The sequence below is a fragment of the Achromobacter sp. genome, from assembly GCF_057314935.1.
Genome location: NZ_DBHKZA010000085.1, coordinates 1 through 23872, shown reverse-complemented (window position 1 = coordinate 23872; position 23872 = coordinate 1). Strand labels below are relative to the sequence as shown.

General features: G+C 65.7%; 23 protein-coding genes. 19 read left to right on the top strand and 4 right to left on the bottom strand.

Features of this window, described 5'->3' with window-relative positions:
- On the bottom strand, nucleotides 1-550 hold a 550-nt coding region (locus tag ACO6D5_RS24805), incomplete at its 3' end, for an NAD(P)-binding protein (protein ID WP_485826843.1).
- A complete protein-coding gene (locus ACO6D5_RS24800) occupies nucleotides 550-2061 on the bottom strand; it encodes a polyamine aminopropyltransferase (RefSeq protein ID WP_315846325.1) in 1512 nt (503 codons plus the stop codon). The genes ACO6D5_RS24805 and ACO6D5_RS24800, both read right to left, overlap by 1 nt.
- 89 nt (nucleotides 2062-2150) lie before the next feature.
- Between ACO6D5_RS24800 and ACO6D5_RS24795 the strand changes: the two genes are divergently transcribed.
- The 3 genes from ACO6D5_RS24795 to ACO6D5_RS24785 are packed head-to-tail and all read left to right on the top strand — an operon-like array spanning nucleotide 2151 to nucleotide 5086.
- Nucleotides 2151-2537: a DUF350 domain-containing protein gene (locus ACO6D5_RS24795; RefSeq protein WP_315846340.1), complete on the top strand. Its 387-nt coding sequence runs from the start codon at nucleotides 2151-2153 to the stop codon at nucleotides 2535-2537.
- A 41-nt stretch (nucleotides 2538-2578) separates the two neighbouring features.
- Nucleotides 2579-3610, top strand: a complete 1032-nt coding sequence (locus tag ACO6D5_RS24790) for an SPFH domain-containing protein (protein ID WP_485826842.1) — start codon at nucleotides 2579-2581, stop codon at nucleotides 3608-3610.
- 6 nt (nucleotides 3611-3616) lie between these two features.
- On the top strand, nucleotides 3617-5086 hold the full coding sequence (locus ACO6D5_RS24785; RefSeq protein WP_485826841.1) for a DUF4178 domain-containing protein: 1470 nt from the start codon (nucleotides 3617-3619) through the stop codon (nucleotides 5084-5086).
- Nucleotides 5087-5113: 27 nt separating this feature from the next.
- Here ACO6D5_RS24785 and ACO6D5_RS24780 read toward each other — a convergent pair whose 3' ends face one another.
- Nucleotides 5114-5275, bottom strand: coding sequence for a hypothetical protein (locus ACO6D5_RS24780; RefSeq protein ID WP_485826840.1), 162 nt, complete (start codon nucleotides 5273-5275; stop codon nucleotides 5114-5116).
- On the opposite strand from ACO6D5_RS24780, the gene speD reads away from it, so the two are divergent.
- The 4 genes from speD to ACO6D5_RS24760 all read left to right on the top strand — a co-directional run bounded on the left by speD (nucleotide 5264) and on the right by ACO6D5_RS24760 (nucleotide 7882).
- Nucleotides 5264-5614 carry an adenosylmethionine decarboxylase gene (speD, locus tag ACO6D5_RS24775; RefSeq protein WP_315846329.1) on the top strand — a complete coding sequence of 117 codons (351 nt, stop codon included), beginning with the start codon at nucleotides 5264-5266 and terminating at the stop codon, nucleotides 5612-5614. The genes ACO6D5_RS24780 and speD overlap by 12 nt on opposite strands.
- 116 nt (nucleotides 5615-5730) lie before the next feature.
- Nucleotides 5731-6489, top strand: a complete 759-nt coding sequence (gene modA / locus ACO6D5_RS24770; protein WP_454677398.1) for a molybdate ABC transporter substrate-binding protein — start codon at nucleotides 5731-5733, stop codon at nucleotides 6487-6489.
- A 23-nt stretch (nucleotides 6490-6512) separates the two neighbouring features.
- Nucleotides 6513-7199 (top strand): molybdate ABC transporter permease subunit, encoded by a 687-nt coding sequence (gene modB, locus ACO6D5_RS24765; protein WP_006225661.1) that lies wholly within the window; start codon nucleotides 6513-6515, stop codon nucleotides 7197-7199.
- On the top strand, nucleotides 7196-7882 hold the full coding sequence (locus ACO6D5_RS24760) for an ATP-binding cassette domain-containing protein (protein ID WP_315846330.1): 687 nt from the start codon (nucleotides 7196-7198) through the stop codon (nucleotides 7880-7882). The genes modB and ACO6D5_RS24760 overlap by 4 nt, the downstream gene beginning before the upstream one ends.
- A 31-nt stretch (nucleotides 7883-7913) precedes the next feature.
- Here ACO6D5_RS24760 and ACO6D5_RS24755 read toward each other — a convergent pair whose 3' ends face one another.
- Nucleotides 7914-8708, bottom strand: coding sequence for a TOBE domain-containing protein (locus tag ACO6D5_RS24755; RefSeq protein ID WP_315846331.1), 795 nt, complete (start codon nucleotides 8706-8708; stop codon nucleotides 7914-7916).
- Nucleotides 8709-8873: 165 nt separating this feature from the next.
- Here ACO6D5_RS24755 and ACO6D5_RS24750 point away from each other — a divergent pair, with 165 nt between their 5' ends.
- From ACO6D5_RS24750 to ACO6D5_RS24695, 12 genes are all read left to right on the top strand, one after another.
- Complete coding sequence (locus ACO6D5_RS24750; RefSeq protein WP_006225664.1) at nucleotides 8874-9479, top strand: DUF4136 domain-containing protein; 606 nt, start codon at nucleotides 8874-8876, stop codon at nucleotides 9477-9479.
- Nucleotides 9480-9493: 14 nt separating this feature from the next.
- A complete protein-coding gene (locus ACO6D5_RS24745; RefSeq protein WP_485826839.1) occupies nucleotides 9494-10687 on the top strand; it encodes a DUF3734 domain-containing protein in 1194 nt (397 codons plus the stop codon).
- A 146-nt stretch (nucleotides 10688-10833) separates the two neighbouring features.
- Complete coding sequence (locus ACO6D5_RS24740; protein ID WP_485826838.1) at nucleotides 10834-11316, top strand: helix-turn-helix domain-containing protein; 483 nt, start codon at nucleotides 10834-10836, stop codon at nucleotides 11314-11316.
- Nucleotides 11317-11521: 205 nt separating this feature from the next.
- Entirely contained in the window at nucleotides 11522-12781 is a 1260-nt protein-coding gene (locus ACO6D5_RS24735) for an efflux RND transporter periplasmic adaptor subunit (protein WP_315846334.1), read from the top strand.
- Nucleotides 12782-12846: 65 nt separating this feature from the next.
- Nucleotides 12847-16083 carry an efflux RND transporter permease subunit gene (locus tag ACO6D5_RS24730; RefSeq protein WP_315846335.1) on the top strand — a complete coding sequence of 1079 codons (3237 nt, stop codon included), beginning with the start codon at nucleotides 12847-12849 and terminating at the stop codon, nucleotides 16081-16083.
- Complete coding sequence (locus ACO6D5_RS24725) at nucleotides 16080-17597, top strand: efflux transporter outer membrane subunit (RefSeq protein WP_315846336.1); 1518 nt, start codon at nucleotides 16080-16082, stop codon at nucleotides 17595-17597. The genes ACO6D5_RS24730 and ACO6D5_RS24725 overlap by 4 nt, the downstream gene beginning before the upstream one ends.
- Nucleotides 17594-18334: a pyridoxine 5'-phosphate synthase gene (locus ACO6D5_RS24720; protein ID WP_315846337.1), complete on the top strand. Its 741-nt coding sequence runs from the start codon at nucleotides 17594-17596 to the stop codon at nucleotides 18332-18334. The genes ACO6D5_RS24725 and ACO6D5_RS24720 overlap by 4 nt, the downstream gene beginning before the upstream one ends.
- Nucleotides 18335-18355: 21 nt before the next feature.
- Entirely contained in the window at nucleotides 18356-18787 is a 432-nt protein-coding gene (gene acpS, locus ACO6D5_RS24715) for a holo-ACP synthase (protein WP_006225671.1), read from the top strand.
- Between the two features lie 65 nt (nucleotides 18788-18852).
- Complete coding sequence (nagZ, locus tag ACO6D5_RS24710; RefSeq protein WP_485826837.1) at nucleotides 18853-19911, top strand: beta-N-acetylhexosaminidase; 1059 nt, start codon at nucleotides 18853-18855, stop codon at nucleotides 19909-19911.
- Nucleotides 19874-21703, top strand: coding sequence for an excinuclease ABC subunit UvrC (gene uvrC / locus ACO6D5_RS24705; protein WP_088588982.1), 1830 nt, complete (start codon nucleotides 19874-19876; stop codon nucleotides 21701-21703). The genes nagZ and uvrC overlap by 38 nt, the downstream gene beginning before the upstream one ends.
- Nucleotides 21704-21785: 82 nt before the next feature.
- Complete coding sequence (gene pgsA, locus ACO6D5_RS24700; protein WP_169270955.1) at nucleotides 21786-22358, top strand: CDP-diacylglycerol--glycerol-3-phosphate 3-phosphatidyltransferase; 573 nt, start codon at nucleotides 21786-21788, stop codon at nucleotides 22356-22358.
- A gap of 212 nt (nucleotides 22359-22570) precedes the next feature.
- Entirely contained in the window at nucleotides 22571-23869 is a 1299-nt protein-coding gene (locus ACO6D5_RS24695; protein WP_315846339.1) for an MFS transporter, read from the top strand.
- The last annotated feature ends 3 nt before the right edge of the window (nucleotides 23870-23872 follow it).

Below are 23872 nucleotides of genomic sequence, written 5' to 3'. Positions count from 1 at the left end.
GGTGCTGCGCCACATCGGTCTCGGGCAGCCCGGTCATGGGCAGCAGCCCGTCTTCCCAGTGCCCGTTGCGCAGCAGGCGTTCCTGCGGCGAATGCACCAGGATGGATTCGTCGTAGTAGGGGCGCGGCTCGCCCGCCCCGCGTTCGATGATGCCGAAGTCGGCGAGCATCTCGCGCACATGGGTCGAGGCCATGGACGGCAGCGGCAGATAGTGCGCGCCCAGCGGATAGTCCAGTTCGCCTTGCCGTCCGGCTGCGGCATTGCCGGCGAATTCGGGGCCTTGGACCACGACGAAATCGGTGTATCCCTCCCGCGCGAGTTTCCAGGCGCAGGACAGGCCGGCCACGCCGGCGCCCAGGATGGCGACGCCATGCCGGTAGTGGGCGGACGGCACGGGCAGCGCCGCGCCGTCGCGCAGGGCATGGCCGGCCCGCATGCCGGGGTAATGGACGTCAGGCGTGGTCTCGACGATGCGCGACCGGTAATAGCCGGCCGTGCCCGCCACCGCCGCCGTGGCGGCGGCGCCCAGCAGGAAGCTGCGGCGTCTCATCAGCGGATGACCTTGCGCCAGTCCTCGTCGAAATAACGCACGAGCGACTGCTCATTCAAGCGGTTGGGCGGCATCGCCAGGGCGGGCATGTCGGCCGGGAAATGGAAGAGTTCGCGCGTGGTCGCAGGATCCAGGTAGCGCGTGGGCACGGTGATCTTGTCAGGCGGGGTGTAATCACGCCGCTTGCTGGCCAGGATGAAGCCCCAGTCGCCGAAGGACGGCACATAGGTGTGGTACGGCCACGTGTTCAGGCCCGCTTCCTTCAAGGTGGCGTCCACGCTCCAGAAAGAGCGTGGCGCGAAATAGGGCGAGGTGGACTGGATCACCATATAGCCGTTTTCGGCCAGGTGGCGCGCCATCAGGTGGTAGACCGGCACCGAATACAAGCGGCCAAGGCCGAAGTTCGACGGATCCGGGAAGTCCACCACGATGAAGTCGTAGACCTCGGCGTGGGTTTCCAGCCAGCGGCCGGCGTCGTCGTTGATGACGGTGACGCGCGGGTCCTTCAACGACCCCTGGTTCAGCTTGACCAGCGGCTCGGAGCGCGAGAACAGCCCGGTCATGGCAGGGTCCAGGTCCACCAGCGTCACGTGCTCGATGTTCTTGTACTTGAGGATTTCGCGCACGGCCAGGCCATCGCCGCCGCCCAGCACCAGCACATTGCGCGCCCAGGGCAGCGTCTGCAGGCCGGGATGCACCAGCGATTCGTGATAGCGGTGTTCGTCGCGCGACGAGAACTGCAGGTTGTTGTTGATGTACAGGCGCAGGTCGTCGTGCCAGCGGGTCACGACCAATCGCTGGTAGGGCGTGGTTTCCGCGTGCACCACGTCGTCGCCATACAGACCTTTTTCGGCCCAGGCGGTCATGGCGCTGGAATAGAGGAAACCCAGCGCCAGGAAGCCGATCACCACGCAGGCGCGGATGGCCTTTTCGCCAGGCCGGCGGATTTCGGTGCGGAACAGCCAGGTCGTCCACAGCGCCACGCTGGCGTTCATGATGCCGAAGAGGAAGCTGGTGCGCAGCAGGCCCAGCTTGGGCGCCAGCAGCAACGGGAAGATCAGGGACACGGCCAGCGCGCCCAGGTAGTCGAACGTCAGCACGCGGCTGACGATTTCGCGGAATTCGGCCTTGCGCTGGTTGAAGACGCGCATCACCAGCGGGATTTCCATGCCGACCATCAGGCCGATGACGAACACGCCCACATACAGGGCGGCGCGGAAGGGGGCCGACAGCCAGGCGAAAACCAGGAACAGGACGGCGGCGGAAACCCCTCCCAATAATGCGACCAGCAGTTCGACGTCGATGAACCGATTCAAAACGTCTTCGTCTTTTACATATTTTGACAACCACGAGCCGATGCCCATGGCGAACAAATAGCAGCCGATGACGGAAGAGAACTGAAGTATCGAATCGCCCAGTAAATAGCTGGCCAGCGCGCTGCTGATGAGCTCATAGCCCAAACCGCAGGAAGCAACGATCAATACCGATAGGATGAGAACGCGGTCGCGCATGAGGTGTCCGACACGAAAAATGCGTTCGCAGTATATCGAACGCCGCGTATATACTGCGCGCAATTGGGAGGGTGGCAATGGGAGAAGCGATGCATCCGGCGGTGACCTATCTGATCTATATCGTCTCGGCGCTTGTCATGCTGGGCATTTTCACCGCGGTCTACACCGCCGTGACGCGCTACAAGGAATTCGAGCTGATCCGCGAAGGCAACATCGCCGCGGTGCTGTCCTACGGCGGCGCGCTTGTCGGTTTCAGTTTCACCCTTTGCTCCAGCATCGCCGTGCACGCCAGCTTCGTGATGTTCCTGGTGTGGGGCGTGGCCGCCATGGTGGTGCAGATCGTCGTGTACGTCGTGGTCGCGCAGGCCATCCGCGGCATGAACGAAGCCATCGAACAAAACAATATCGCCATGGGCGGCCTGATCGGCGCGATCTCGCTGTCCGCCGGCGTCGTCAACGCCGCCTGCCTGACGTAAGGCAGGCGCGCCGCATCCGATCTGACACGGGAGGACAATCCATGAGTCTCGGTTCATTTATCCGCAAGCAGTTCATTGACATCCTGCAATGGAACGAGGATCGCGATGGCGTGCTCGCCTGGCGCCATCCGATGCAGGATTTCGAAATCCAGTACGGCGCCAGCCTGACCGTGCGCGAATCGCAGATGGCGGTGTTCGTCAACGAAGGCAAGGTGGCCGACGTGTTCGGCCCCGGCATGTACAAGCTGACCACGCAGACGCTGCCGGTCCTGACGTACCTGAAGAACTGGGACAAGCTGTTCGAGTCGCCCTTCAAGTCGGACGTGATCTTCTTCAGCACGCGCCTGCAGCTGGGCCGCCGCTGGGGCACCGCGCAGCCGGTGACGTTGCGCGACAGCGAATTCGGCATGGTGCGGCTGCGCGCCTTCGGCGTGTATTCGTATCAGATCACCGACCCCGCCAAGTTCTACCGCGAAATCAGCGGCACGCGCGACGAATACACCGTCGACGACCTGGAAGCGCAGTTGCGCAACATGGTGGTCGCGGCGATGACGACGGCGCTGGGCGGCTCCAAAGTGCCGTTCCTGGACATCGCCGGCAACCAGGGCCTGATGTCGCAGAGCATCAGCGAACAGCTGGCGCCGGTGTTTGACCGCTATGGCGTCAAGCTGGACAACTTCACGGTTGAAAACGTGTCGTTGCCCGAAGAACTGCAAAAGGCGCTGGATACGCGGATTTCGATGGGCATGGCGGGCGATCTGGGCAAGTTCACCCAGTACCAGACGGCCACGTCGATTCCGTTGGCGGCGCAGAACGAAGGCGGTATCGCCGGCATCGGCGCCGGCCTGGCAGCCGGCGCGGCGCTGGGCCAGACCATGGCGGCCGGCCTGGGCGTAGGCCAGGGCCAGCCGGCGCAGCAAGCGCAGCCAGCCCAGCAGGCTGCGCCGGCAGCCGCGTCCGTCGACCCGGTCGCCCGGCTGCAGCAACTCAAGGACTTGCTGGACAAGGGCTTGATCACCGCCGCCGACTACGACACGGCCAAGGCGGAAGTGCTGAAGAAACTCACCAGCTAAGGCCCCATGCAGCAGGTTCTGTGTCCGCAGTGCGGCGCCCCGGTCAAGTTCACGTCCACGGCTTCGGTCATGGCGGTCTGCGGCGCTTGCCGCAGCACCTTGTTGAAGGATGCCGATTCGGTCAGGCGCATCGGCGAAATGGCCGACGTGCTGGAAGACTATTCGCCCCTGTGCCTGGGGGCGACCGGCAAGTCCGACAGCAAGCGTTTCGACGTGGTCGGCCGCATCCAGCTGCGTTTTGACGAGGGCTTCTGGAACGAGTGGTATGTGTGGTTCGAAGACGGGACCGACGGTTGGCTGTCGGACGCCTCGGGCCAGTACGCCCTGACCCGCCGCCGCAAGGTCAAGTCCACGCAGGGCATGCCGGCCTTTGCCGACATCGCGCCCGGCGACGAACTGAAGCTGGACGGCCAGCGCTTCATTGCCTCCGACGTGCGGGCCTGCAAGGCGGGCGGGGCGCAGGGCGAACTGCCGTTCGTGCCCGGCGACGGCTGGGAGGCCAAGGTGGCGGACTTCCGCAGCCTGGACGCCTTCTTGACGCTGGACTTCTCCGACGGCCCCGAGCCGGAGCTCTACATCGGAAAAGCGTTCGACCTGTCCGCCATGCAGGCGGGGTCCTTGCGCACCAACGAGCAGGTCGAGGAAACGGCTGGCCGGTTCCGCGGCCAGATCAAGGCGCTGGAGTGCCCGAATTGCGGCGGTCCCATCAGCTTCGTGGCAGCCATGGCCACCCAGGTGGTGTGCCCGTCCTGCGCGGCGACGGTGGATTGCTCGGGGCCTACCGCTGAAGTGATCGAGAAGGCGAACAAGGTCAAGTCGATCAGGACCACGCTGTCGCTCGGCGCGGTAGCCAAGATCGACGGCGCCAGCTTCACGCTGATCGGCCTGATGAAATGCGCCGACCCCGATCCCGAAGAGCCCTCGGACTGGATCGAATACCTGCTGTTCAATCCTCTCAAGGGTTTTATCTGGCTGGTGGAAACGGATGAAGGCTGGGAGCGCGTCCAGGTGTGCGACACCTGGCCCAGCTACAACAACGCGACCAGCGTGCGTTGGCGCTCCAAGCTGTACCAAAAACTGTACGACTACACCTCGCGCGTAGAAGTGCCGCTGGGCGCGTTCAACTGGCGCGTCAAAGCGGGCGACACCACCAAGATCACCGACTACAAGGCCGGCACGCTGAAGCTGACGCGCGAACTGGGCGACGCCGAACTCGGCTGGTCGGCCGCCGCGCCCGTAGCCCCTGCGCAGTTGGCCGAATGGTTCGGCAATGCCGAACTGGCCAAGCAGAAGTCCCTGCCGCTGGGCGGCAAGCCGGGCGGCTACGGCAAATGGGCGTGGTTCGCCACCATCGGGATGCTGTTCCTGAACATGGGCAATATCTTCAATGGCCGCTTTGTCCCGATCCTGATCGGCTTGGCGTTCCTGTGGTTCCCCGCCAAGCTGGCGGACAAGCTCTCCGGAAAGGACGAATAGGACGATGGGCAAGTTCCTGTATGCCATCTATGCCCTGGTCGTGGTGATGGCCGCCACCGGCGCCAGCTCCCCCGGCGTGCGCATGGCGGGCGGAAGCGGCGGCGGCAGCAGCAGTAGCAGCAGCTGGGGTAGCAGTTCGTCCGGCAGTTCGGGCTGGTCGTCCGGCGGATCCCACAAGTGACGGTGCATGCCACGCCTGGCCGCCACGTGCTGGCGGATTTCCGCGGCGTCGCGGCCGATCGCCTGACCGATCCCGCCGCACTGCAGGCGCAGATGATCGCGGCCGCCCAAGCCGCAGGCGCCCAGGTCCTGAGCGCCCATTTCCATCATTTCGGCGAAGGCGCCGGCGTGACCGGCGTGGTCATGCTGAGCGAATCCCACATCAGCATTCATTCCTGGCCGGAACACCGCTATGCGGCCCTGGACATCTTCATGTGCGGGTCGGCGCAGCCTGAACGGGCGCTGGCCTGCCTGCAGGCCGCGCTGGCGCCAGAATCGGTGCGCGTCACGACGGTCGCCCGCGGTTGAACCCTGCTTTTTCCCGTCTTTGATCTGGCTCAATTTGCGCTTTGGCCGCAAATTGACTAGCGTTATATACCTATATATATTTCGTTACCAACATCGCGATTCCCGAGGAGAAGATCATGTCTTGCAAACGCCCCTTGCTGGCGCTGTCCCTGGCGCTGTCCGCCTTTTGGGGCGCCAGCGCCCACGCCGGCGACTTGGTCGTGTCCGCCGCCGCCAGCCTTACCAACGCATTCAAGGAAGTGGCGCAAGGCTACGAGAAGGCGAATCCCGGCACCAAGGTCGTGCTGAACTTCGGCGCATCCGATGTGCTGCTGCAGCAGATCGTGAAGGGCGCGCCCGCTGATGTCTTCGCCTCGGCGGACCAGAAGGCGATGGACAAGGCCATCGAGGAAAAGGCCGTCAAGCCCGCTTCCCGCGTGGACTTCGCCGCCAACCAGATCGTGCTGATCGTCCCGACGGACAGCAAGGCCAACATCACGGCACTGAAAGACCTGACGCGCGACGACGTCAAGCGCATCGCCTACGGCAACCCGGCATCGGTGCCGGTCGGCCGCTACACGCAAGGCGCGCTGGAAGCCGCCGGCCTGTGGAGCGCCGTGCAGGCAAAGAGCGTGCTGGCCCAGAACGTGCGCCAAAGCCTGGACTACGTGTCGCGCGGCGAGGTGGACGCCGGCTTCGTGTTCGCCACCGACGCCGCCATCATGCCGGACAAGGTCAAGGTCGCCGTGCGCGTGCCGTCGCAAACGCCGGTCACCTATCCCATCGCCGTGACCACGCGTGAAGCCGCCGCCAAGGAAGCCGCAAGCTTCGTGGCCTATGTGCTGTCGCCCGCCGGCCAGGAAATCCTGTCCCGCTACGGCTTCCAGAAGCCCTGAGCCTTGTTCGATAGCAGGAACTGATGACTGATCCGGTTTGGGTGCCCCTGCTGCTTTCGCTGAAAGTGGCAGGCTGGGCAACGCTGTTGGCGACGGTGGCCGGCACTGCCGCGGCGTTTGGCCTGTCGCGCTGGCGCTGGCCGGGCCGCGACCTGCTGGACGCCATCCTGACCTTGCCGCTGGTGCTGCCCCCGACCGTGCTGGGCTATTACCTGCTGGTCTTGCTGGGCCGGCGCGGCGTCATCGGCGAAACGCTGGCGGGGTGGGGCATTGAATTGGTCTTCACCTGGCAAGGCGCCGTGATCGCGGCGTCCGTGGTGGCGTTTCCGCTGGTGTTCAAGTCGGCGCGGGCCGCCTTCGAGAACGTGGACAGCCAGCTCGAGAACGCGGCGCGCGTGCTGGGCGTCGGCGAGGCCGGGGTGTTCTTCCGCGTGACCTTGCCGCTGGCTGCCCGCGGCATCGCGGCGGGCGTGCTGCTGGCGTTCGCCCGCGCGTTGGGCGAATTCGGCGCAACCCTGATGATCGCCGGCAATCTGCCGGGCCGGACCCAGACCTTGTCGGTCGCCATCTACGAGGCCGTGCAGGCTGGAGACGACCGTACCGCCAACTTGCTGGTGCTGGTGACCTCGGTGACTTGCGTCGTGGTCCTGCTGGTGGCGGGCAAGCTGGTGCCTATCGGCGCCGGCCAACGCAACGGAGGCGGGCGATGAGCGTCAGCATCCAGGTCAACAAGCGCATGGTCTCGGGCGACCGGCACTTCGAACTGGACGTCGCGTTCACGTCGTCGTCCAAGCGCATCGCCTTGTTCGGGCCGTCGGGGGCCGGCAAGAGCCTGACGTTGCGAGCCGTGGCCGGCTTGCTGCGTCCGGACGCCGGTCGCATCGACATCAACGGCAGAGTGCTGTTCGACGCGCAGGCGGGCATCTGCCTGCCTTCGCAATCCCGGCGCGTGGCATACCTGTTTCAGGACTATGCGTTGTTCCCGCATCTGACGGTGGCGCAGAACATCGCGTTCGGTTTGCGCCGCGGCTGGCTCAATCCGCCCAAGCGCGAAGTCGGCCCTGAGGCGCGGCGGTGGGTCGACGCGTTCGAACTGGGCTCCATCGTGGGCAGCTACCCGAACGAAATCTCGGGCGGCCAGAAGCAGCGCGTGGCCCTGGCCCGCGCGCTGACGCTGCAGCCGGACATCCTGCTGCTGGACGAGCCCTTTTCGGCGCTGGATTCGCAGTTGCGCGGCAAGATGCGCCAGGAGCTGAACGTTCTGCAACGGCAACTGGACGTGCCGATGCTGCTGATCACCCACGATCCGGCGGACGTCGACGCCTTGGCCGACGAAGTCTTTGAAGTTCGCGAAGGCAAGGTGCGCCGCCGCGATGAGGACCTGGGCGTTTGAACGCGAGGCCCCCCTTGGGTGCTGACAGGCCCTAGTCCAGCACGCCCAGGATCACGCTGGACGCCTTGAAGATGGCCACGGCCGGCGCGCCCACGGCCAGTCCCAGGTCGGTGGCGCTTTCATTGGTGACGATGGCCACGAGGGTCGTGCCGCCCTCCATGCCGATCAGGATCTCGCTGTTGACCGCGCCCGGACGCACGGCGCTGATCTTGCCCTGCAACTGGTTGCGGGCCGACAGGCGCAGGCCAGGGCCGGGCGCGCCGACGATGACGTTGGACGCCTTCACCAGCGCAATCGCTTCTTTGCCGGGCGCCAAACCCAGTTCCGTCGTGCTTTCGCGGGTGATGGTGGCCGCAATGGTGTGGCCGCCGGCGATGCGCAGCAGGATCTCGTCGTTGACGGCGCCGGTGCGCACTTCGATGACGGTGCCCAGGAATTTATTGCGTGCACTGGTTTTCAGCATGAAACGCCTCATCAGGTCGATGTCGCCGCTGGCGTCCAGGCCAGCGCGCGTCAGGTTGTCCATGAACTTCCGATGTTCGGCCTCCAGCGCCCGGAACGTCGCGATCAGGCGCCGTGCGCGATCGGTCAATTGCGTGCCGCCACCGCCTTTGCCGCCCGCCGCCCGCACGACGAGGGGTTCGCCCGCCAGGTTGTTCATGGCGTCGATGGCGTCCCAGGCTCCCTTGTAGCTCATGCCCACGGCGCGCGCGGCAGCCGTGATGGAGCCTGTGGCGTCAATCTGCGCCAGCAGGTCTATGCGGTTCTTTCCGCCCCAGGTCTGGGCGCCGGAACGAAACCAGATCGAGCCGTCTAGTTCCAACATGGTCAAGTGTGTATCGGGTCAGGAGTCATTCCGGAGTGTAATGGACGCACGGGCTCCGGCAGGGGGCCGGCGGGCTGCAAATTTCAGGATGCGAATGAGATTCTGTTGAAACTTTACGGGGTTCGCGGCACTATGTTTACGCCCTGGGCTCTCGGAGAGAACGACATGAAAGCGTTTAAAGCGTTGAAATGGGTGGCGGCGGGTTCCATGACGGCATTGCTTGCCGCTTGCGCATCGGGCCCGACGGTGAAAGGCGATTACGACCATCAGGCCGATTTCGCGCAGTACCGCACGTTCGGCTACATGACGCCGCTGGGCACGGACAAGGCGGGCTACAGCAGCCTCTTGACCGAAAGACTCAAGGACGCGACTCGCGGTCAGATGGAAATGCGCGGCTACGCCTATAGCGCGACCAATCCCGATCTGCTCGTCAACTTCAGCGCCAAGCTTCAGCAAAAGACCCAAGTGACTCCGGCGCCGCCGCCCATGGGCCCGTACTACGGCTACCGTTCCGGGTTCTACGGCGGCTGGCCCGGCTACGGCTGGGGCGACGATGTCTACCAGTACACTGAAGGCACCCTCAACATCGACCTTGTCGATACGCGCCGCAAGCAGTTGGTGTGGGAAGGCGTCGCCGTAGGCGAAGTCCAGAACCCCGAAACCGCCGGCTCGCCGCAAAGCGTGGACAAGGCCGTTGCCGAGATTTTCGCCAAGTATCCGTTCCGCGCGGGTGTCGCCGCGCCGCAAGTGCCGGATAAAAGCAAACGCTAGCCAGAGGTAGCTGCATGACCACTCGCCGCAAGGCCCCGTCCACAGACACCGGCGATACGCCACCCTACGAAACCGTCGCCCTCGTGCTGCAAGGCGGGGGCGCGCTGGGGTCCTACCAGGCCGGGGTGTACCAGGGCTTGCACGAAGCGGGCATCCGGCCCAACTGGATATCCGGCATTTCCATCGGCTCGATCAACGCGGCCATCATCGCGGGTTCCCGCGAGGATGAACGCGTTGACCGGCTGCGCGGATTCTGGGAAAGCATCTGCCGTCCGGCCGGGTTCGCCTCGGTGCCGTGGGGCGACACGCTGGCGGGCATGTTCGAAGGCATTCCGTTCGGATTCGGTTCGCCCGCCATGAACGGCCAGTTGTCCGCGTTCCAGGCCCTGTTCTCCGGCCAGCCGGGCTTTTTCAAGCCGCGCTTTCCGCCGCCGTACTGGGCGCACGGCCGCGGCGCGGCCTCGACCAGCTTCTACGACACGACGCCACTTGCCGCCACGCTGCGCGAGTTCGTGGATTTCGACCTGCTCAACAGCGGGGCCGTGCGGGCCAGCTTCGGCGTCGTGAACGTGCGTACCGGCAATTTTGCTTACTTCGACAGCCTGAAAGACAAGCTGGGCCCTGAGCACATCATGGCCTCGGGCGCCTTGCCGCCCGGCTTCCCGTCGGTGGAAATCGACGGTGAACACTACTGGGATGGCGGGGTCGTGTCGAACACCCCGCTGGCGCAGGTGCTGACCACCGACAACATGCGCGACACGCTGGCCTTCCAGGTGGACTTGTGGCCCGCGCGAGGCGGCCTGCCGACCACGCTGGAAGAGGTGGCCGAACGGCAGAAGGACATCCAGTATTCCAGCCGGACCCGCCTGGTCACCGACCAGTTGCGGCGCGTGCTGAAGCTGCGTCATGGCCTGCAGCGCCTGCTGGAGCGCTTGCCCGAGAACGAGCGCAGCGCGCCCGAGCTGGCGGAAATACGCAAGCTGTCGCATACGCCGGCAACCAACATCATCAACCTGATCTACGAGTCCAAGCACCTCGAGCGCTTTTCCAAGGACTACGAGTTCGGTACCGAAGCCATGCGCGAGCACTGGGAATCCGGATTGTCCGACATCCGCCGGACGCTGGCCAAGCCAGGCATCCTGGCCCGCCCCACCGAGGACAGCTGCTTCGTGACACACGATATCCACCGCAACGGCAAGCGCAGTTAGGGGCAGAGCGTAAGACTAGTCTGATAGTTGAGGCATTGCGCCGCCAGACGCCGGTCACCCCGGTAGGCTTTCGGGACATCCAGCAACCTTGTTCCCGGATCCCGCTGCGGCCATGCCCGGCGCGGCGGTCCTGGTGGAGACCCGGCATGAATGCGCCCAACCCCTTCGCTTCCAGCCTTGTTGCGTCCAACCTTTTGGACCTCAACCCTGTTGCCTCTCAGCCTCTGGGCGTCCCGAACCCGGCGCCGGTGCGCGCCCGCCGCTCGCGGCAAACCGTTACCGCCGGCCCGGCCAGGGCGGATGACACCGAACGCAGCGACGACGGGTGGAGCCTGCTTTACCACGGATGGACCCTGATGGCGCCCGGCGGCGCCCGTGTCGACCTGACCGCGACGGAGCGCGCCTGCTTTCTGTGCCTGCTTCGCAACCCAGGCCGGGAGCTCGTGCGCGAGGAACTGATGGCCGCGCGCAATCCCGCCAGTGGCCGCGTCAGCATGCGCACCTTGAACGTCGCCATCTGCCGGCTGCGCCACAAGGTCTTGCAAACCGGCACACGCCTGCCGCTGCACACCGTGCACGGCGTGGGCTATGTGTTCCTGGGCAATCTCAGGGAGGTTTCCAGCCGCTGAGCCTGTTACTTATTTATCCCCGCGCACAACGAGTCAAGCCCCGAAAGTACGTAATTTCCCCAATAACTGAGTTACATTATCGGGCTATTCACGTGTCATGATCGACGCATGGCTTATTCTGATCGCGCATCGTTGCCGCGATTGAACCGTGCGCCGCCTTGACCCGGTCAATTGAAGCGGTTAACTACGCTACGCGGGGGTTTCAATGCGGTTTTCGCCTAAACGTGTTTCAGGTCTGGCTTTTTCCGGTGGCGTCCTCGCTCTCATATTGGCGGGATGCGGCGAAAAGCCCCAGATGAACCCCGGCATGCCCCAGGTCAGCGTCATTACCGTGCAGCCTGAGCGTGCTCCCATCGTTTCCGAATTGCCGGGCCGCGTGGATGCCGTGCGCGATGCGCAGATCCGTTCGCGCGTGACCGGCATCGTCCAGAAGATCACCTTCGAGCAAGGCGGCGACGTCAAGGAAAACCAGTTGCTGTTCAAGATCGATCCGGCGCCCTACAAGGCTGCCTACGATCAGGCGACGGCGCAGCTCAAGCAGGCGCAGGCGAATCTCTTCAGCGCCAAGCTGCTGGCTGACCGCTATGCGCCGCTGGTCAAGGCCAACGCCGTCAGCAAGCAGGAATACGACAACGCCGTGGCGTCGTTCCGCCAGGCCGACGCCGCCGTGGCGGCCGCCAAGGCCACGCAGGACAACGCGGCCATTAACCTGGGCTACACCGACGTCACTTCGCCCATCACGGGCCGCATCGGCAAGCCGCTGGTCACGGAAGGCGCCCTGGTCGAATCCACGTCCGCCACGCAGATGGCCACGGTGCAGCAGCTGGATCCCGTCTACGTGGACTTCACCCAGTCCACCGCGGAACTGGCCACGCTGCGCCGCGCGTTCGCCAGCGGCCAGTTGCAGCAGGTGGGCAAGGACACGGCGCGCGCCACCGTCGTGCTGGAAGACGGCACCGAATACTCGCATCCCGGCAAGCTGCTGTTCACCGGCATTACCGTGGACCCGTCCACGGGCCAGGTGAACCTGCGCGCCGAAGTGCCCAACCCCGACGGCATCCTGCTTCCCGGCATGTATGTGCGCGTCCGGCTGGAGCAGGGCGTGAACGACAAGGCGCTGGTCGTGCCGCAGCAAGCGCTGCAACGCACCGCCGACGGCTCGCAGAGCCTGATGCTGGTCAAGGACAACAAGATCGAACAGCTGCCCGTCACCACCGGCGGCGCCATCAAGAACAGCTGGTTGATCACCAGCGGTTTGAAGGCCGGCGACGTCGTCGTGGTGGAAGGCTTCCAGAAGATCCGTCCCGGCGCGCCCGTGCAGGTCAGCCAATGGAGCAAGAACGGCGCCCCTGCACCAGGCGGCCAGCCGGCGGCGCAACCCGGCGCCAAGCCGGCTGCCCCCGCCGAATCGCCCAAGCCTGCCGAACCTGCCCAGCAGGACAAGGCAGCAGGCCAGAAATCGTAAGCGGCACGCGGCGCAGCAAGCGCCGCGTTCCCCTTTGGTGAGCATCGCTTTCAGAGTCAGCCCACATGCCGCAATTTTTTATTGATCGACCAATTTTCGCCTGGGTAGTCGCCCTTTTCATTCTGCTGGCAGGGGTGTTGGCCATCCCGAACATGCCGGTGTCGCAGTACCCCGACGTGGCGCCACCGGCGATCACGATCACCGCAACCTACCCTGGCGCATCGGCCAAGGAAGTGGCGGAATCGGTCACCAGTATCATCGAAGACAAGCTCAACGGCGCCAAGGGCCTGATCTACTACGAGTCGGTCAGCGATTCCTACGGCACCTCGACGATCACTGCGACCTTCGCCCCGGGCACCGACCCCGATCTGGCGCAGGTGGACGTCCAGAACCGCGTATCGAACGTGATCGCGCAGTTGCCGGCGGCCGTGCAGCAACAAGGCCTGAAGTACGAGCAGACCAGTACCGGCTTTCTGATGATCGTGACGTTGTCGTCCACCGACGGCTCGCTGGATCAGACCGCGCTGGCCGACTACATCACGCGCAACGTCCAGAACCCGGTGTCGCGGGTGGCTGGCGTGGGCCAGTTCCAATTGTTCGCCGCACCGCGCGCTATGCGCGTCTGGGTTGACCCTGCCAAGCTGGTGGGCTTCAACCTGAGCATGTCCGAGGTCAATCAGGCCATCGCCGGGCAGAACGTGCTGATTTCCGGCGGCAGCATCGGCGCGCCGCCCAATCCGGATTCGCAGCGCATCACCGCCACGGTCACGGCCAACGGCCAGCTCAGCACGGTCGAAGGCTTCGGCAAGATCGTCCTGCGCGCCAATACCGACGGCTCCAAGGTGCTGCTGCGCGACGTCGCCCGCATCGAGGTGGGCGCTGACAACTACCAGTTCGGGGCCCGCCTGAACGGCAAGCCCACGGCGGCATTCGCCGTCGTGCTGTCGCCGAACGCCAACGCGCTGGCCACGGCGCAGGGCGTGCGCCAACAGATGGAAGAACTGTCCAAGTACTTCCCGGGCAACATCAAGTACGCCATCCCCTACGACACCGCGCCCTATGTGAAGGTGTCGATCGAGCAGGTGCTGCACACCCTGGCCGAAGCCATGGTGCTGGTGTTCCTGGTGATGTACCTGTTCCTGCAGAACGTGCGCTACACCCTGATCCCGGCACTCGTCGTGCCGGTGGCCATGCTGGGGTCGTTCGCGGTCATGCTGGCGCTGGGGTTCTCCATCAACGTGCTGACCATGTTCGCGATGGTGCTTGCCATCGGGATTCTGGTGGACGACGCCATCGTGGTGGTCGAGAACGTTGAACGGATCATGGCGACGGAAGGCCTGCCTCCAAAGGAAGCCACCAAGAAAGCCATGCCGCAGATCAGCGGAGCCATCATCGGCATCACGCTGGTGCTGGTGACGGTGTTCCTGCCGCTGGCCTTCATGAGCGGGTCGGTGGGCGTGATCTACCGCCAGTTCTCGGTGGCCATGGCCGTGTCGATCTTCTTCTCGGCCCTGCTGGCGCTGACGTTCACGCCGGCGCTGTGCGCCACGATCCTCAAGCCGGTGCCCAAGGGGCATCACAACGAAAAGAAAGGCTTCTTCGGTTGGTTCAACCGCAAGTTCGACGCGACTACCCACGGCTACCAGAACTGGGTGTCGCGCGTTCTGCACAAGGGCGGCCGCATGATGCTGGCCTTCCTGGTGCTGGTCTTGCTGCTGGGCTGGTTGTACCTGCGCCTGCCGTCGTCGTTCCTGCCCGAGGAAGACCAGGGCTACGTGATCAGCAACATCGAGCTGCCCACCGGCGCCAGCGCCAACCGCACGATCGAGGTGATCGAAGAGGTCGAGGCGTACTTCCGCAATATTCCGGCCGTCGAGAACATCATCACGGTGCAAGGCTACAGCTTCAACGGCAACGGCCTGAACGCCGCGATTGCGTTCACCACCCTGAAGGACTTCAAGGACCGCAAGGGCCGCGAGGATTCCGCGGGTGCGATCGCGTTCAACGCGTTCCAGAAGCAGTTGATGGGCGTGCATGACGCCATGGTCTTCACCCTGGTGCCGCCGGCCATTTCGTCCCTGGGCAATGCCACCGGCTTCGACTTGCGCTTGCAGGACCGCGGGTCGGGTGGCACGGAAGCCCTGGCGGCGGCAACCGGCCAGTTGATGGGCATGGCGATGAAGAGCCCGATTCTGTCCCAGGTCCGGATCACGGGTCTGGCGGCGGGCTCGCAGCTGACGCTGAACATCGACCGCGACAAGGCAGCCGCCTTGGGCGTGGACTTCAACGAGGCGGCATCGCTGGTGTCGACCGCGGTGGGGTCGGCCTACCTGAGCAAGTTCCCCAACATGGGCCGGATGCAGAACATCTGGGTGCAGGCGGATGCGCCGTACCGCATGCAGCTGTCCGACATCCTGAAGCTGAACGCGCGCAATACGCAGGGCGGAATGGTGCCGCTGTCGACCTTCGTGTCGGCGGAATGGGTCCAAGGCCCCGTGCAGGTGGTGCGCTACAACAGCTACGAGTCCATGCGTATCGGCGGCACCGCGGCCCCGGGCTACACCACGGGCCAGGCCATGGAGGAAATGCAGAACCTCGTGGCGCAGTTGCCGCAAGGCTTCGGCTATGAATGGACCGGCTTGTCCTATCAGGAACGCCAGGCCGGCAACCAGGCCCCGATCCTGATGGGCCTGTCGCTGCTGATCGTGTTCCTGGTGCTGGCCGCGCTGTATGAAAGCTGGGCCATCCCGATCTCGGTGATGCTGGTGGTGCCGCTGGGCATGCTGGGCGCCGTGGCGCTGGTCAGCGCGCTGGGCATGTCCAACGACGTGTACTTCCAGGTGGGGATGGTGACCGTGATCGGGCTGGCGGCCAAGAACGCCATCCTGATCGTGGAATTCGCCAAAGACCAGTATGCGCGGGGCATGGGCCTCTACGAGTCCGCGGTGGAAGCCGCGCGCCTGCGGTTCCGGCCGATTCTGATGACGTCGCTGGCATTCATCCTGGGCGTGGTGCCGCTGGCCATGGCCACGGGCGCTGGCGCAGCCAGCCAGCGTGCAGTGGGCCTGGGCGTGCTGGGCGGCATGTTGGCCGCGACGCCGTTCGCCGTCATCTTCGTGCCGACGTTCTTCGTGGTGGTGCTGGGCTTGTTCAAGACCCGTCCGCGCCTGCTGGGCGCCGAGCTTCGCGCCTGGGAAGAAGAGCAGGCCGCCAAGAAGGCTGCCGGCGGTACGGCGCCTGACGCGCCTGACGCGACCCACACTCCCGCACAACCCAACGGTGGCCCGGAGGGCAAGGTATGAAAGCCCTGATGTTCAAACAGACCGCCTTGTCCGCCTTCGTGGCGGTGGCGCTGGCCGGCTGCTCGCTGGCTCCTGACTACAAGCGTCCCGACGCCCCGGTGACGGGCGCCTGGCCCGATCAGCCCAAGGTCCAGTACGGCGGTTACGCCAACCCGACGTCGCTGGGCTCGCAGCCTTCGACGTCGGTGATGCCGCAAGACGGCACGCCTGCGGCCGATCTGGGCTGGCGCGAGTTCTTCCGCGATCCGCGCCTGCAAAGCCTGATCTCGCTGTCGCTCGTCAATAACCGCGATCTGCGCGTGGCCGTGCAGCGTGTCGAAGAGGCGCGTGCGCAGTACGGCGTGCAGCGCGGCGCGCAATGGCCGAGCATCGGCGCCGGCATCCAGGGCCAGCGCCAGCATCTGCCCGCCAATATGCGGGCAGGCGGCCCCGATTCCAGCTCGATCTCCAGTTCTTATCAGGCCGGCATCGGCTTGACGACCTTCGAGATCGATCTGTTCGGGCGGTTGCGCAACCTGTCCGAAGCGGCGTACCAGCAGTATCTGTCGACCGAGCAGGCGCAAAAGAGCGTGCAGATCACGCTGGTCGGGTCGGTGGCGCAGTCGTACTTCAACCTGCGCGCCGCCGAAGTCCAGCTGGAACTGACGCAGCGCACGCTGGCCTCGCGCCAGGAATCCTACAACCTGGTCAAGCGCCGCTTCGACGGTGGCGTGGCGTCCGAACTGGACCTGAACCAGTCCAAGACCTTGCTGGATACGGCGTCGTCCGATTTGGCGCAACTGGCACGGGCCCGCGCGCAAGCGCTGAACGCGCTGGTGTTGCTGGTGGGCGCCCCGTTGCCGGAAGACCTGCCGGCGCCGGCGACGTTCGGCCGCGACCAGTTGCTGGCCACGGTGCCGTCGGGCCTGCCGTCCGATCTGCTGGAGCGCCGTCCCGACATCGTCGCTGCCGAGAACCAGCTGAAGGCGGCCAATGCCAATATCGGCGCCGCGCGCGCGGCGTTCTTCCCGACGATTTCGCTGACCGGCCTGTTGGGCGTGGCCAGCCCGTCGCTGGGCGACCTGTTCAAGGGCGGTCAGGGCTATTGGAGTTTTTCGCCGTCGATCACGACGCCGCTGTTTGCGGGCGGCAGCATCCGCGAAGGCCTGAACCTGGCCAAGGCGCGCGACAATATCGCGGTGGCGCAGTACGAACAGTCCATCCAGCAGGCGTTCCGGGAAGTGTCGGACGCGCTGGCGGGCGAAGCCACGTACGGCGCGCAGCTTGACGCCCAGCGCGCGTTGCAGGATTCGTCCGCACGCACCCTGGAGCTGTCGAATCTGCGCTATACCAATGGTATCGACAGCTATCTGCAGGTGCAGACCGCGCAGGTGGACTTCTTCAATGCCCAGCTTTCGCTGGTGCAGACCGGTTTGGCCGCGCTGATCAACCGCGTGGAGCTCTACAAGGCCTTGGGCGGCGGCTGGGAAGAAACCACGAAAGAACCGACCAAAGTTACGACGACTGCTCAATGATAGAACTTGGTGTAAACATCGATCACGTTGCCACGTTGCGGCAACAACGCCATACGGCGTACCCGGACCCGGTGGCCGCCGCGCTGCGCGCGGAAGACGCCGGCGCCGACCTGATCACGCTGCATCTGCGCGAAGACCGGCGTCACATTCAGGATGCGGATGTCTATGCCATCCGCCCGCTCTTGCGCACGCGCATGAACCTGGAATGCGCGATCACTGCCGAAATGCTGGAGATCGCTTGCGCGGTCAAACCCAGCGATGTCTGCCTGGTGCCTGAAAAGCGCACCGAACTGACCACCGAAGGCGGGCTGGAAGTGGCGGGCGCGATGGGGCCGGTGTCCGACGCCGTGGGCCTGCTGGCGGAAGCCGGCATCCGCGTGTCGCTGTTCATCGATCCGGACCCGGCGCAGATCTCTGCTGCGGCCAAGGCCGGCGCGACGGTGATCGAACTGCATACGGGCGCCTACGCCGAAGCCGAAGGCGACGCCGCGCAGGCTGAATTGCAACGCATCCGCCTGGCTGTCACCGAAGGCCTGCGCCATGGACTGCGCGTGAATGCCGGGCACGGGCTGCATGTCGGCAACGTGTCGCCGGTGGCCGCGATCGACGGCATTTCCGAGCTGAACATCGGCCACGCCATCGTGGCGCAAGCGGTGTTCGACGGCTGGGAAAAAGCCGTGCGCGACATGAAGGCGCTGATGGTGCAGGCCCGCCTGCAAGCGCTGCGCGGCCTGTGATGACCCCCTTGGGGCACGCCCATGTCTGACACGCCCAAGCCCCCCGCGCCCGCTGGCGCCATTGCCGGCATCGGCATGGACCTCCTGCGCATCGACCGCATCGAGCGCGCGCTGGAACGCCACGGCGACCGCTTCGCGGAAAAGATCCTGGGTGTGGAAGAATTGCAGAAGTTCCATGCGCGCCGCGCCCGGGATCCGGTGCGCGGCGTGCGTTTCCTGGCCACGCGCTTTGCCGCCAAAGAGGCGTTTTCCAAAGCGATCGGCCTGGGCATGCGCATGCCCATGACGTGGCGTCGCGTGCAGACCCTGAACGCACCCGGCGGACGCCCGGTGCTGGTGATCGCGCCCGAACTGCTGGATTGGTATAACCAGCGCTTCGGCGCGGCGCACGTCTCCATTACCGACGAATCCGACATGGCCGCCGCGTACGTGGTGGTCGAACGCAAGCCGTGAGGCCTCGCCCCTGTGGGTTGGGGGCCCGGCAGCAGCTTGCCTGACATAGACACAAGGACAGCCCCATGGCCAAGAAAAAATCCAAGGCGGTCCTGCCCCCCGGCCCCGTGATGGTCGATGTGGCGGGATGCGCGCTGACCAAGGAAGAGAAGGCCCGCCTGCGCCATCCGCTGGTGGGCGGCGTGATCCTCTTCGCCCGCAATTTCGAAAGCCGCAAGCAGCTGACCAAGCTGACGCGCCAGATCCACAAGGCCCGCAAGGAGCCGCTGCTGATCCTGGTGGACCACGAAGGCGGCCGCGTGCAGCGCTTCCGCGAGGACGGCTTCACCGCCTTGCCCGCGATGCGCGACCTGGGCGCGCTGTGGGACCGCGACCCGCTCCAGGCCATGCGCCTGGCGACCGAGGCCGGCTATGTGCTGGCCGCCGAGCTGCGCGCCTGCGGCGTGGACATGAGCTTCACGCCTGTGCTGGACCTGGATTACGGCGTCAGCAAGGTGATCGGCAACCGCGCCTTCCACAGCGATCCGCGCGTGGTCACCATGCTGTCGCGCGCGCTGGTCCAGGGGCTGGCCCTGGCCGGCATGTCGGCTTGCGGCAAGCACTTCCCGGGCCATGGTTTCGTGGGCGCGGATTCCCACCACGAGATTCCCGTGGACCCGCGCGGGCTGGACGAGATCCTGAAGGACGATGCCGCGCCGTACGCGTGGCTGGGCGATGCCGTGCTGCCGTCCGTGATGCCGGCGCACGTGATCTATCCCAAGGTCGACAAGCATCCGGCCGGCTTCTCCAAGCGCTGGGTGCAGGACATCCTGCGCAAGCGCCTGGGGTATGACGGCGTGGTGTTCTCGGACGACCTGACGATGGAAGGCGCCTCGGTCGCCGGCGACATCCTGGACCGCGCCAACGCCGCGTTGCGCGCCGGCTGCGACATGGTGCTGGTGTGCAACCGGCCCGACCTGGCAGACGAACTGCTGTCGCGCCTGAAGTTCGACCATGCGCCCGAGTCGGTCGAACGCATCCGCCGCCTGATGCCGCGTTTCGACGCGCCCGACTGGGATACCTTGCAGGCCGAAAGCCGTTATCAGAATGCCCGACGACTTCAATCTCAAATCGTTCCTGGCTGACCTGCCGCATCTGCCGGGTGTCTACCGGCATCTGGATGCGGCCGGTGAAGTCATGTATGTCGGCAAGGCGCGCGACCTGAAGAAGCGCGTCTCGTCGTATTTCCAGAAGAACCTGGCCAGCCCTCGCATCGCCCAGATGGTGTCGAAGGTGGCCCGGCTTGAGGTGACGGTCACGCGCTCGGAAGCCGAAGCGCTGATCCTGGAAAACAACCTCATCAAGAGCCTGAAGCCGCGCTACAACATCCTGTTTCGCGACGACAAGTCCTACCCCTATCTGCTGATCACGGGCCATGAATGGCCGCGCATCGCCTATTACCGCGGCGCGACGAACAAGCGGGGCCAGTATTTCGGACCGTTCCCCAACGCCTGGGCCGTGCGGGAAACCATCCAGATCCTGCAGAAGGTCTTTCGCCTGCGCACCTGCGAGGACACCGTCTTCGCCAACCGCTCGCGGCCCTGTCTGCTGCATCAGATCGGGCGCTGTTCGGCGCCCTGTGTGGGCGCGATCGAAGCGTCGGAATACGAACGCGACGTGCAGCGCGCGGTGCGCTTCCTGAACGGCGAAGCCAAAGACGTGATGGGCGAGATCGAAACCCGCATGCAGCAGGCGGCGGGCGAGCTGCGCTTCGAGGAAGCCGCGGCGCTGCGCGACCAGATGGGGTCGCTTGCCCGTGTGCTGCACCAGCAGACCATGGAGAACACCAGCGGCGAAGATACGGACATCATCGCGGTGGCCGTGGCGGGCGGCAAGGTGTGCGTGAATCTCGCCATGGTGCGAGGTGGCCGCCACTTGGGCGACAAGCCGTTCTTCCCGTCGCATGCCGAGGGCGAAGCTGCGCCCCAGGTGCTGGAAGCGTTCCTGGCCCAGCATTACACCGACAACGCCATGCCGCCCGTGCTGGTCTGTTCGCACGCCTTGCCCGACCCCGACCTGATCGGCCTGCTGGTCGAGCAGGCCGGCGGGCGGCCGTCCAGGATGCTGACGCGCCCGCAGGGCGCTCGCCGGTCGTGGCTGGAGCAGGCGCTGAAGAATGCCGAAATGGCGCTGGCGCGGGCGCTGACCGAATCCGGCGCGCGCGCGGGCCGCACTCTGGCCCTGGCGGAAGCGCTGGACCTGGACACCGACGAGGCGGCGCTGGATGCGCTGCGCATCGAATGCTTCGACATCAGCCATACCGCCGGCGAAGCGACGCAGGCGTCCTGCGTGGTGTTCGAGCACCATGACATGCAACCGTCGCTGTATCGCCGTTACAACATCGCCGGCATCACCCCGGGCGACGACTACGCCGCGATGCGCCAGGTGCTGACCCGCCGTTTCGCCAAAGTCGCCGACGGCGACGCGCAAATGCCCGGCCTGGTGCTGATCGATGGCGGTAAGGGCCAGGTCGAAGTCGCCCGCAAGGTGTTCGTGGAACTGGGCCTGGATATCCAGACGCTGGTGGGGGTAGCCAAGGGAGAAGGGCGCAAGGTCGGCCTGGAAACCCTGGTGTTCGCCGACGAACGGCCCCCGGTCGCGCTGGGCGGCGAGTCCGCCGCGTTGATGCTGATTGCCCAGGTGCGCGACGAAGCGCACCGTTTCGCCATTACCGGCATGCGCGCGCGGCGCGCCAAGACGCGCAATGTGTCGCGGCTGGAAGAGATCGAAGGCGTGGGGGCTCGGCGGCGCCAGCGGCTGCTGGCGCGCTTTGGCGGGTTTTCGGGGGTGGCGTCGGCCAGCATCGAAGACCTGGCGTCGGTGGACGGCATTTCCCAGGATCTGGCCGAGCGCATCTATGAGGCCCTGCGTGGATAGCTTTCAGCCACCGGCCGGAGGGCGGCCGCCGCGCCGCGCCGATACAGCCAGCGTCACCCGGCTGATGTAGCATACGGACACTATGCCAATTAACGTTCCCATTATCCTGACATGGCTGCGCATCGCCATGATTCCGCTGGTGGTCGGGCTGTTCTACCTGCCCGAAAGCTGGATGTCGGTCCCCACGCGCGACACCTTTGCCGCCTGGGCGTTCATCATTGCGGCGCTGACCGACTGGTTCGACGGATGGCTGGCCCGCCGCTGGAACCAGACCTCGGCCTTCGGCGCCTTCCTGGATCCCGTCGCCGACAAGCTGATGGTATGCGCCGCGCTGATCGTCCTGCTGGACTTGAGCCGCGTCGACGCGTTCATCTCGTTGATCATCATCGGCCGTGAAATCACCATTTCGGCGCTGCGCGAATGGATGGCCAAGATTGGCGCCAGCGCCAGCGTGGCCGTGCACCGCCTGGGCAAGTTCAAGACGGCGGCCCAGATGGTGGCGATTCCCTGCCTGCTGTATAACCAGCCCGTCTACGGCGTCAGCACCAAACTGCTGGGCGATGTGCTGATCATCGTGGCGGCCGTGCTGACGGTCTGGTCGATGCTGTATTACCTGCAGCGCGCCTGGCCCGCCATTCGCGAGAAGGCGCTGTAAGCCGTCCTGCAGTACCCTGATTTCCAGACGGTGGCCCGGCTCGCGCAAGACGGCCGCCGTTACAGTTCAAGAGCGATGGCCGGCACGATCCGGCCCGGCCTTGCCGCCGCATTCGCCGCGCACACGACGCCCGGGCCGCCCGGACGTTGCCGGAGACAACCCGCGCGCCGCCTCACGGCGCGCGCCACTTGCCGCTGCCGCGGCCTTTTGCAATGAACACCGCTGCGAATACCTTGCCCTCGGACGTCGACGTCCGCCGACGCGACTGGAAGACCATCCTGCTCATCGGCGTCGCGCATGCCGCCTCGCATTTCTTCCAATTGGTGCTGCCGCTGCTCAACGTGTCGCTTGCCAACGCGTTCGGGCTGGACTTCGCCCGGGTGGGCGCGCTGGTGGCGACGTTCTACGTGGTGTCCGGCATCGGCCAGGCGTCGTCAGGCTTCGTCGTCGACCGCATCGGGGCGCGCCCCGTGCTGTGGTTCGGGCTGACGTGCTTCGTGCTGTCCGGCCTGCTGATCGGCTCGGCAAACGGCTACGCCATGCTGATGGCGGCCGCGGTCGTCGGCGGCATCGGCAATTCGGTGTTCCACCCGGCCGACTACTCCATCATCAACCATCGCATCACGGCGTCGCGTCTGGGCCACGCGTTCTCGGCGCACGGACTGACGGGCAATCTGGGCTGGGCGCTGACGCCGGTGTTCATGACCACGATCATCCTGTTGGCCGACTGGCGCGTGGCGGCCTACAGCGCCGCGGGCCTGGTGGCGGCGGTGCTGCTGCTGACGGTGCTGGGCCGGGATCTGCTTGGCGGTCCGACGGGGCTGGAGACCGACGCCCAGGGCGAGGCGAAAGCCGTCAAGCCGGCGGCCAAGCCGCAAGAAGGCGTGCTGGCCACGCTGGCGACGCTGCTGTCCAAGCCCGCCTTGTGGGGCGCATTCCTGTTCTTCGCCTGCACCTCGGTCGCGCTGTCCTCGGTGCAGAACTACACGATTCCGCTGCTGGACCAGTTGTACGGCCTGTCGGAAGTGCTGGCGAGTTCGGCGCTGTCGGGCTATATGGTGGCGTCCGCCGTGGGCATGGCCGCCGGGGGCTTCCTGGTGTCCGCCACCCCGCGCACGGAGCGCACGGTGATGGTGGCCCTGATGTTGGCGGGCCTGACGCTGGTGGTGCTGGCGCTGGGCCTGGTGCCTGCCGCGCTGGCGGCCCCCGTGGTGGGGCTGGCCGGTTTCTGCTCGGGCGTGGCCGCGCCGTCGCGCGACATGTTGATCCGCCGCGTGACGCCCAAGGGGTCGACCGGTTCGGTCTATGGGCTGGTGTATTCGGGCATGGACGTGGGGTCTGCCCTGGGGCCGCTGGCCTTCGGCCTGTTGCTGGACGCCGGATTGCGCCAGGGCCCGTGGGTGGGCGCGGGCGTGGCGTTCGCCGTGGCCGCCTTGCTGGCGCAATGGATCGCGGTGCAGGCGCGCCGCGCGGATCCCGTCATGGCAGGGGGCGTGGCCGCCCGGTCCTGATCG

Bases quoted from the DNA above. Each gene is read 5' to 3' on its own strand.
- ACO6D5_RS24800 (WP_315846325.1), bottom strand. From the start codon at position 2,061: ATGCGCGACCGCGTTCTCATCCTATCGGTATTGATCGTTGCTTCCTGC.
- ACO6D5_RS24795 (WP_315846340.1), top strand. From the start codon at position 2,151: ATGCATCCGGCGGTGACCTATCTGATCTATATCGTCTCGGCGCTTGTC.
- ACO6D5_RS24790 (WP_485826842.1), top strand. From the start codon at position 2,579: ATGAGTCTCGGTTCATTTATCCGCAAGCAGTTCATTGACATCCTGCAA.
- ACO6D5_RS24785 (WP_485826841.1), top strand. From the start codon at position 3,617: ATGCAGCAGGTTCTGTGTCCGCAGTGCGGCGCCCCGGTCAAGTTCACG.
- ACO6D5_RS24780 (WP_485826840.1), bottom strand. From the start codon at position 5,275: ATGCACCGTCACTTGTGGGATCCGCCGGACGACCAGCCCGAACTGCCG.
- modA (WP_454677398.1), top strand. From the start codon at position 5,731: ATGTCTTGCAAACGCCCCTTGCTGGCGCTGTCCCTGGCGCTGTCCGCC.
- modB (WP_006225661.1), top strand. From the start codon at position 6,513: ATGACTGATCCGGTTTGGGTGCCCCTGCTGCTTTCGCTGAAAGTGGCA.
- ACO6D5_RS24760 (WP_315846330.1), top strand. From the start codon at position 7,196: ATGAGCGTCAGCATCCAGGTCAACAAGCGCATGGTCTCGGGCGACCGG.
- ACO6D5_RS24755 (WP_315846331.1), bottom strand. From the start codon at position 8,708: ATGTTGGAACTAGACGGCTCGATCTGGTTTCGTTCCGGCGCCCAGACC.
- ACO6D5_RS24750 (WP_006225664.1), top strand. From the start codon at position 8,874: ATGAAAGCGTTTAAAGCGTTGAAATGGGTGGCGGCGGGTTCCATGACG.
- ACO6D5_RS24745 (WP_485826839.1), top strand. From the start codon at position 9,494: ATGACCACTCGCCGCAAGGCCCCGTCCACAGACACCGGCGATACGCCA.
- ACO6D5_RS24740 (WP_485826838.1), top strand. From the start codon at position 10,834: ATGAATGCGCCCAACCCCTTCGCTTCCAGCCTTGTTGCGTCCAACCTT.
- ACO6D5_RS24735 (WP_315846334.1), top strand. From the start codon at position 11,522: ATGCGGTTTTCGCCTAAACGTGTTTCAGGTCTGGCTTTTTCCGGTGGC.
- ACO6D5_RS24730 (WP_315846335.1), top strand. From the start codon at position 12,847: ATGCCGCAATTTTTTATTGATCGACCAATTTTCGCCTGGGTAGTCGCC.
- ACO6D5_RS24725 (WP_315846336.1), top strand. From the start codon at position 16,080: ATGAAAGCCCTGATGTTCAAACAGACCGCCTTGTCCGCCTTCGTGGCG.
- ACO6D5_RS24720 (WP_315846337.1), top strand. From the start codon at position 17,594: ATGATAGAACTTGGTGTAAACATCGATCACGTTGCCACGTTGCGGCAA.
- acpS (WP_006225671.1), top strand. From the start codon at position 18,356: ATGTCTGACACGCCCAAGCCCCCCGCGCCCGCTGGCGCCATTGCCGGC.
- nagZ (WP_485826837.1), top strand. From the start codon at position 18,853: ATGGCCAAGAAAAAATCCAAGGCGGTCCTGCCCCCCGGCCCCGTGATG.
- uvrC (WP_088588982.1), top strand. From the start codon at position 19,874: ATGCCCGACGACTTCAATCTCAAATCGTTCCTGGCTGACCTGCCGCAT.
- pgsA (WP_169270955.1), top strand. From the start codon at position 21,786: ATGCCAATTAACGTTCCCATTATCCTGACATGGCTGCGCATCGCCATG.
- ACO6D5_RS24695 (WP_315846339.1), top strand. From the start codon at position 22,571: ATGAACACCGCTGCGAATACCTTGCCCTCGGACGTCGACGTCCGCCGA.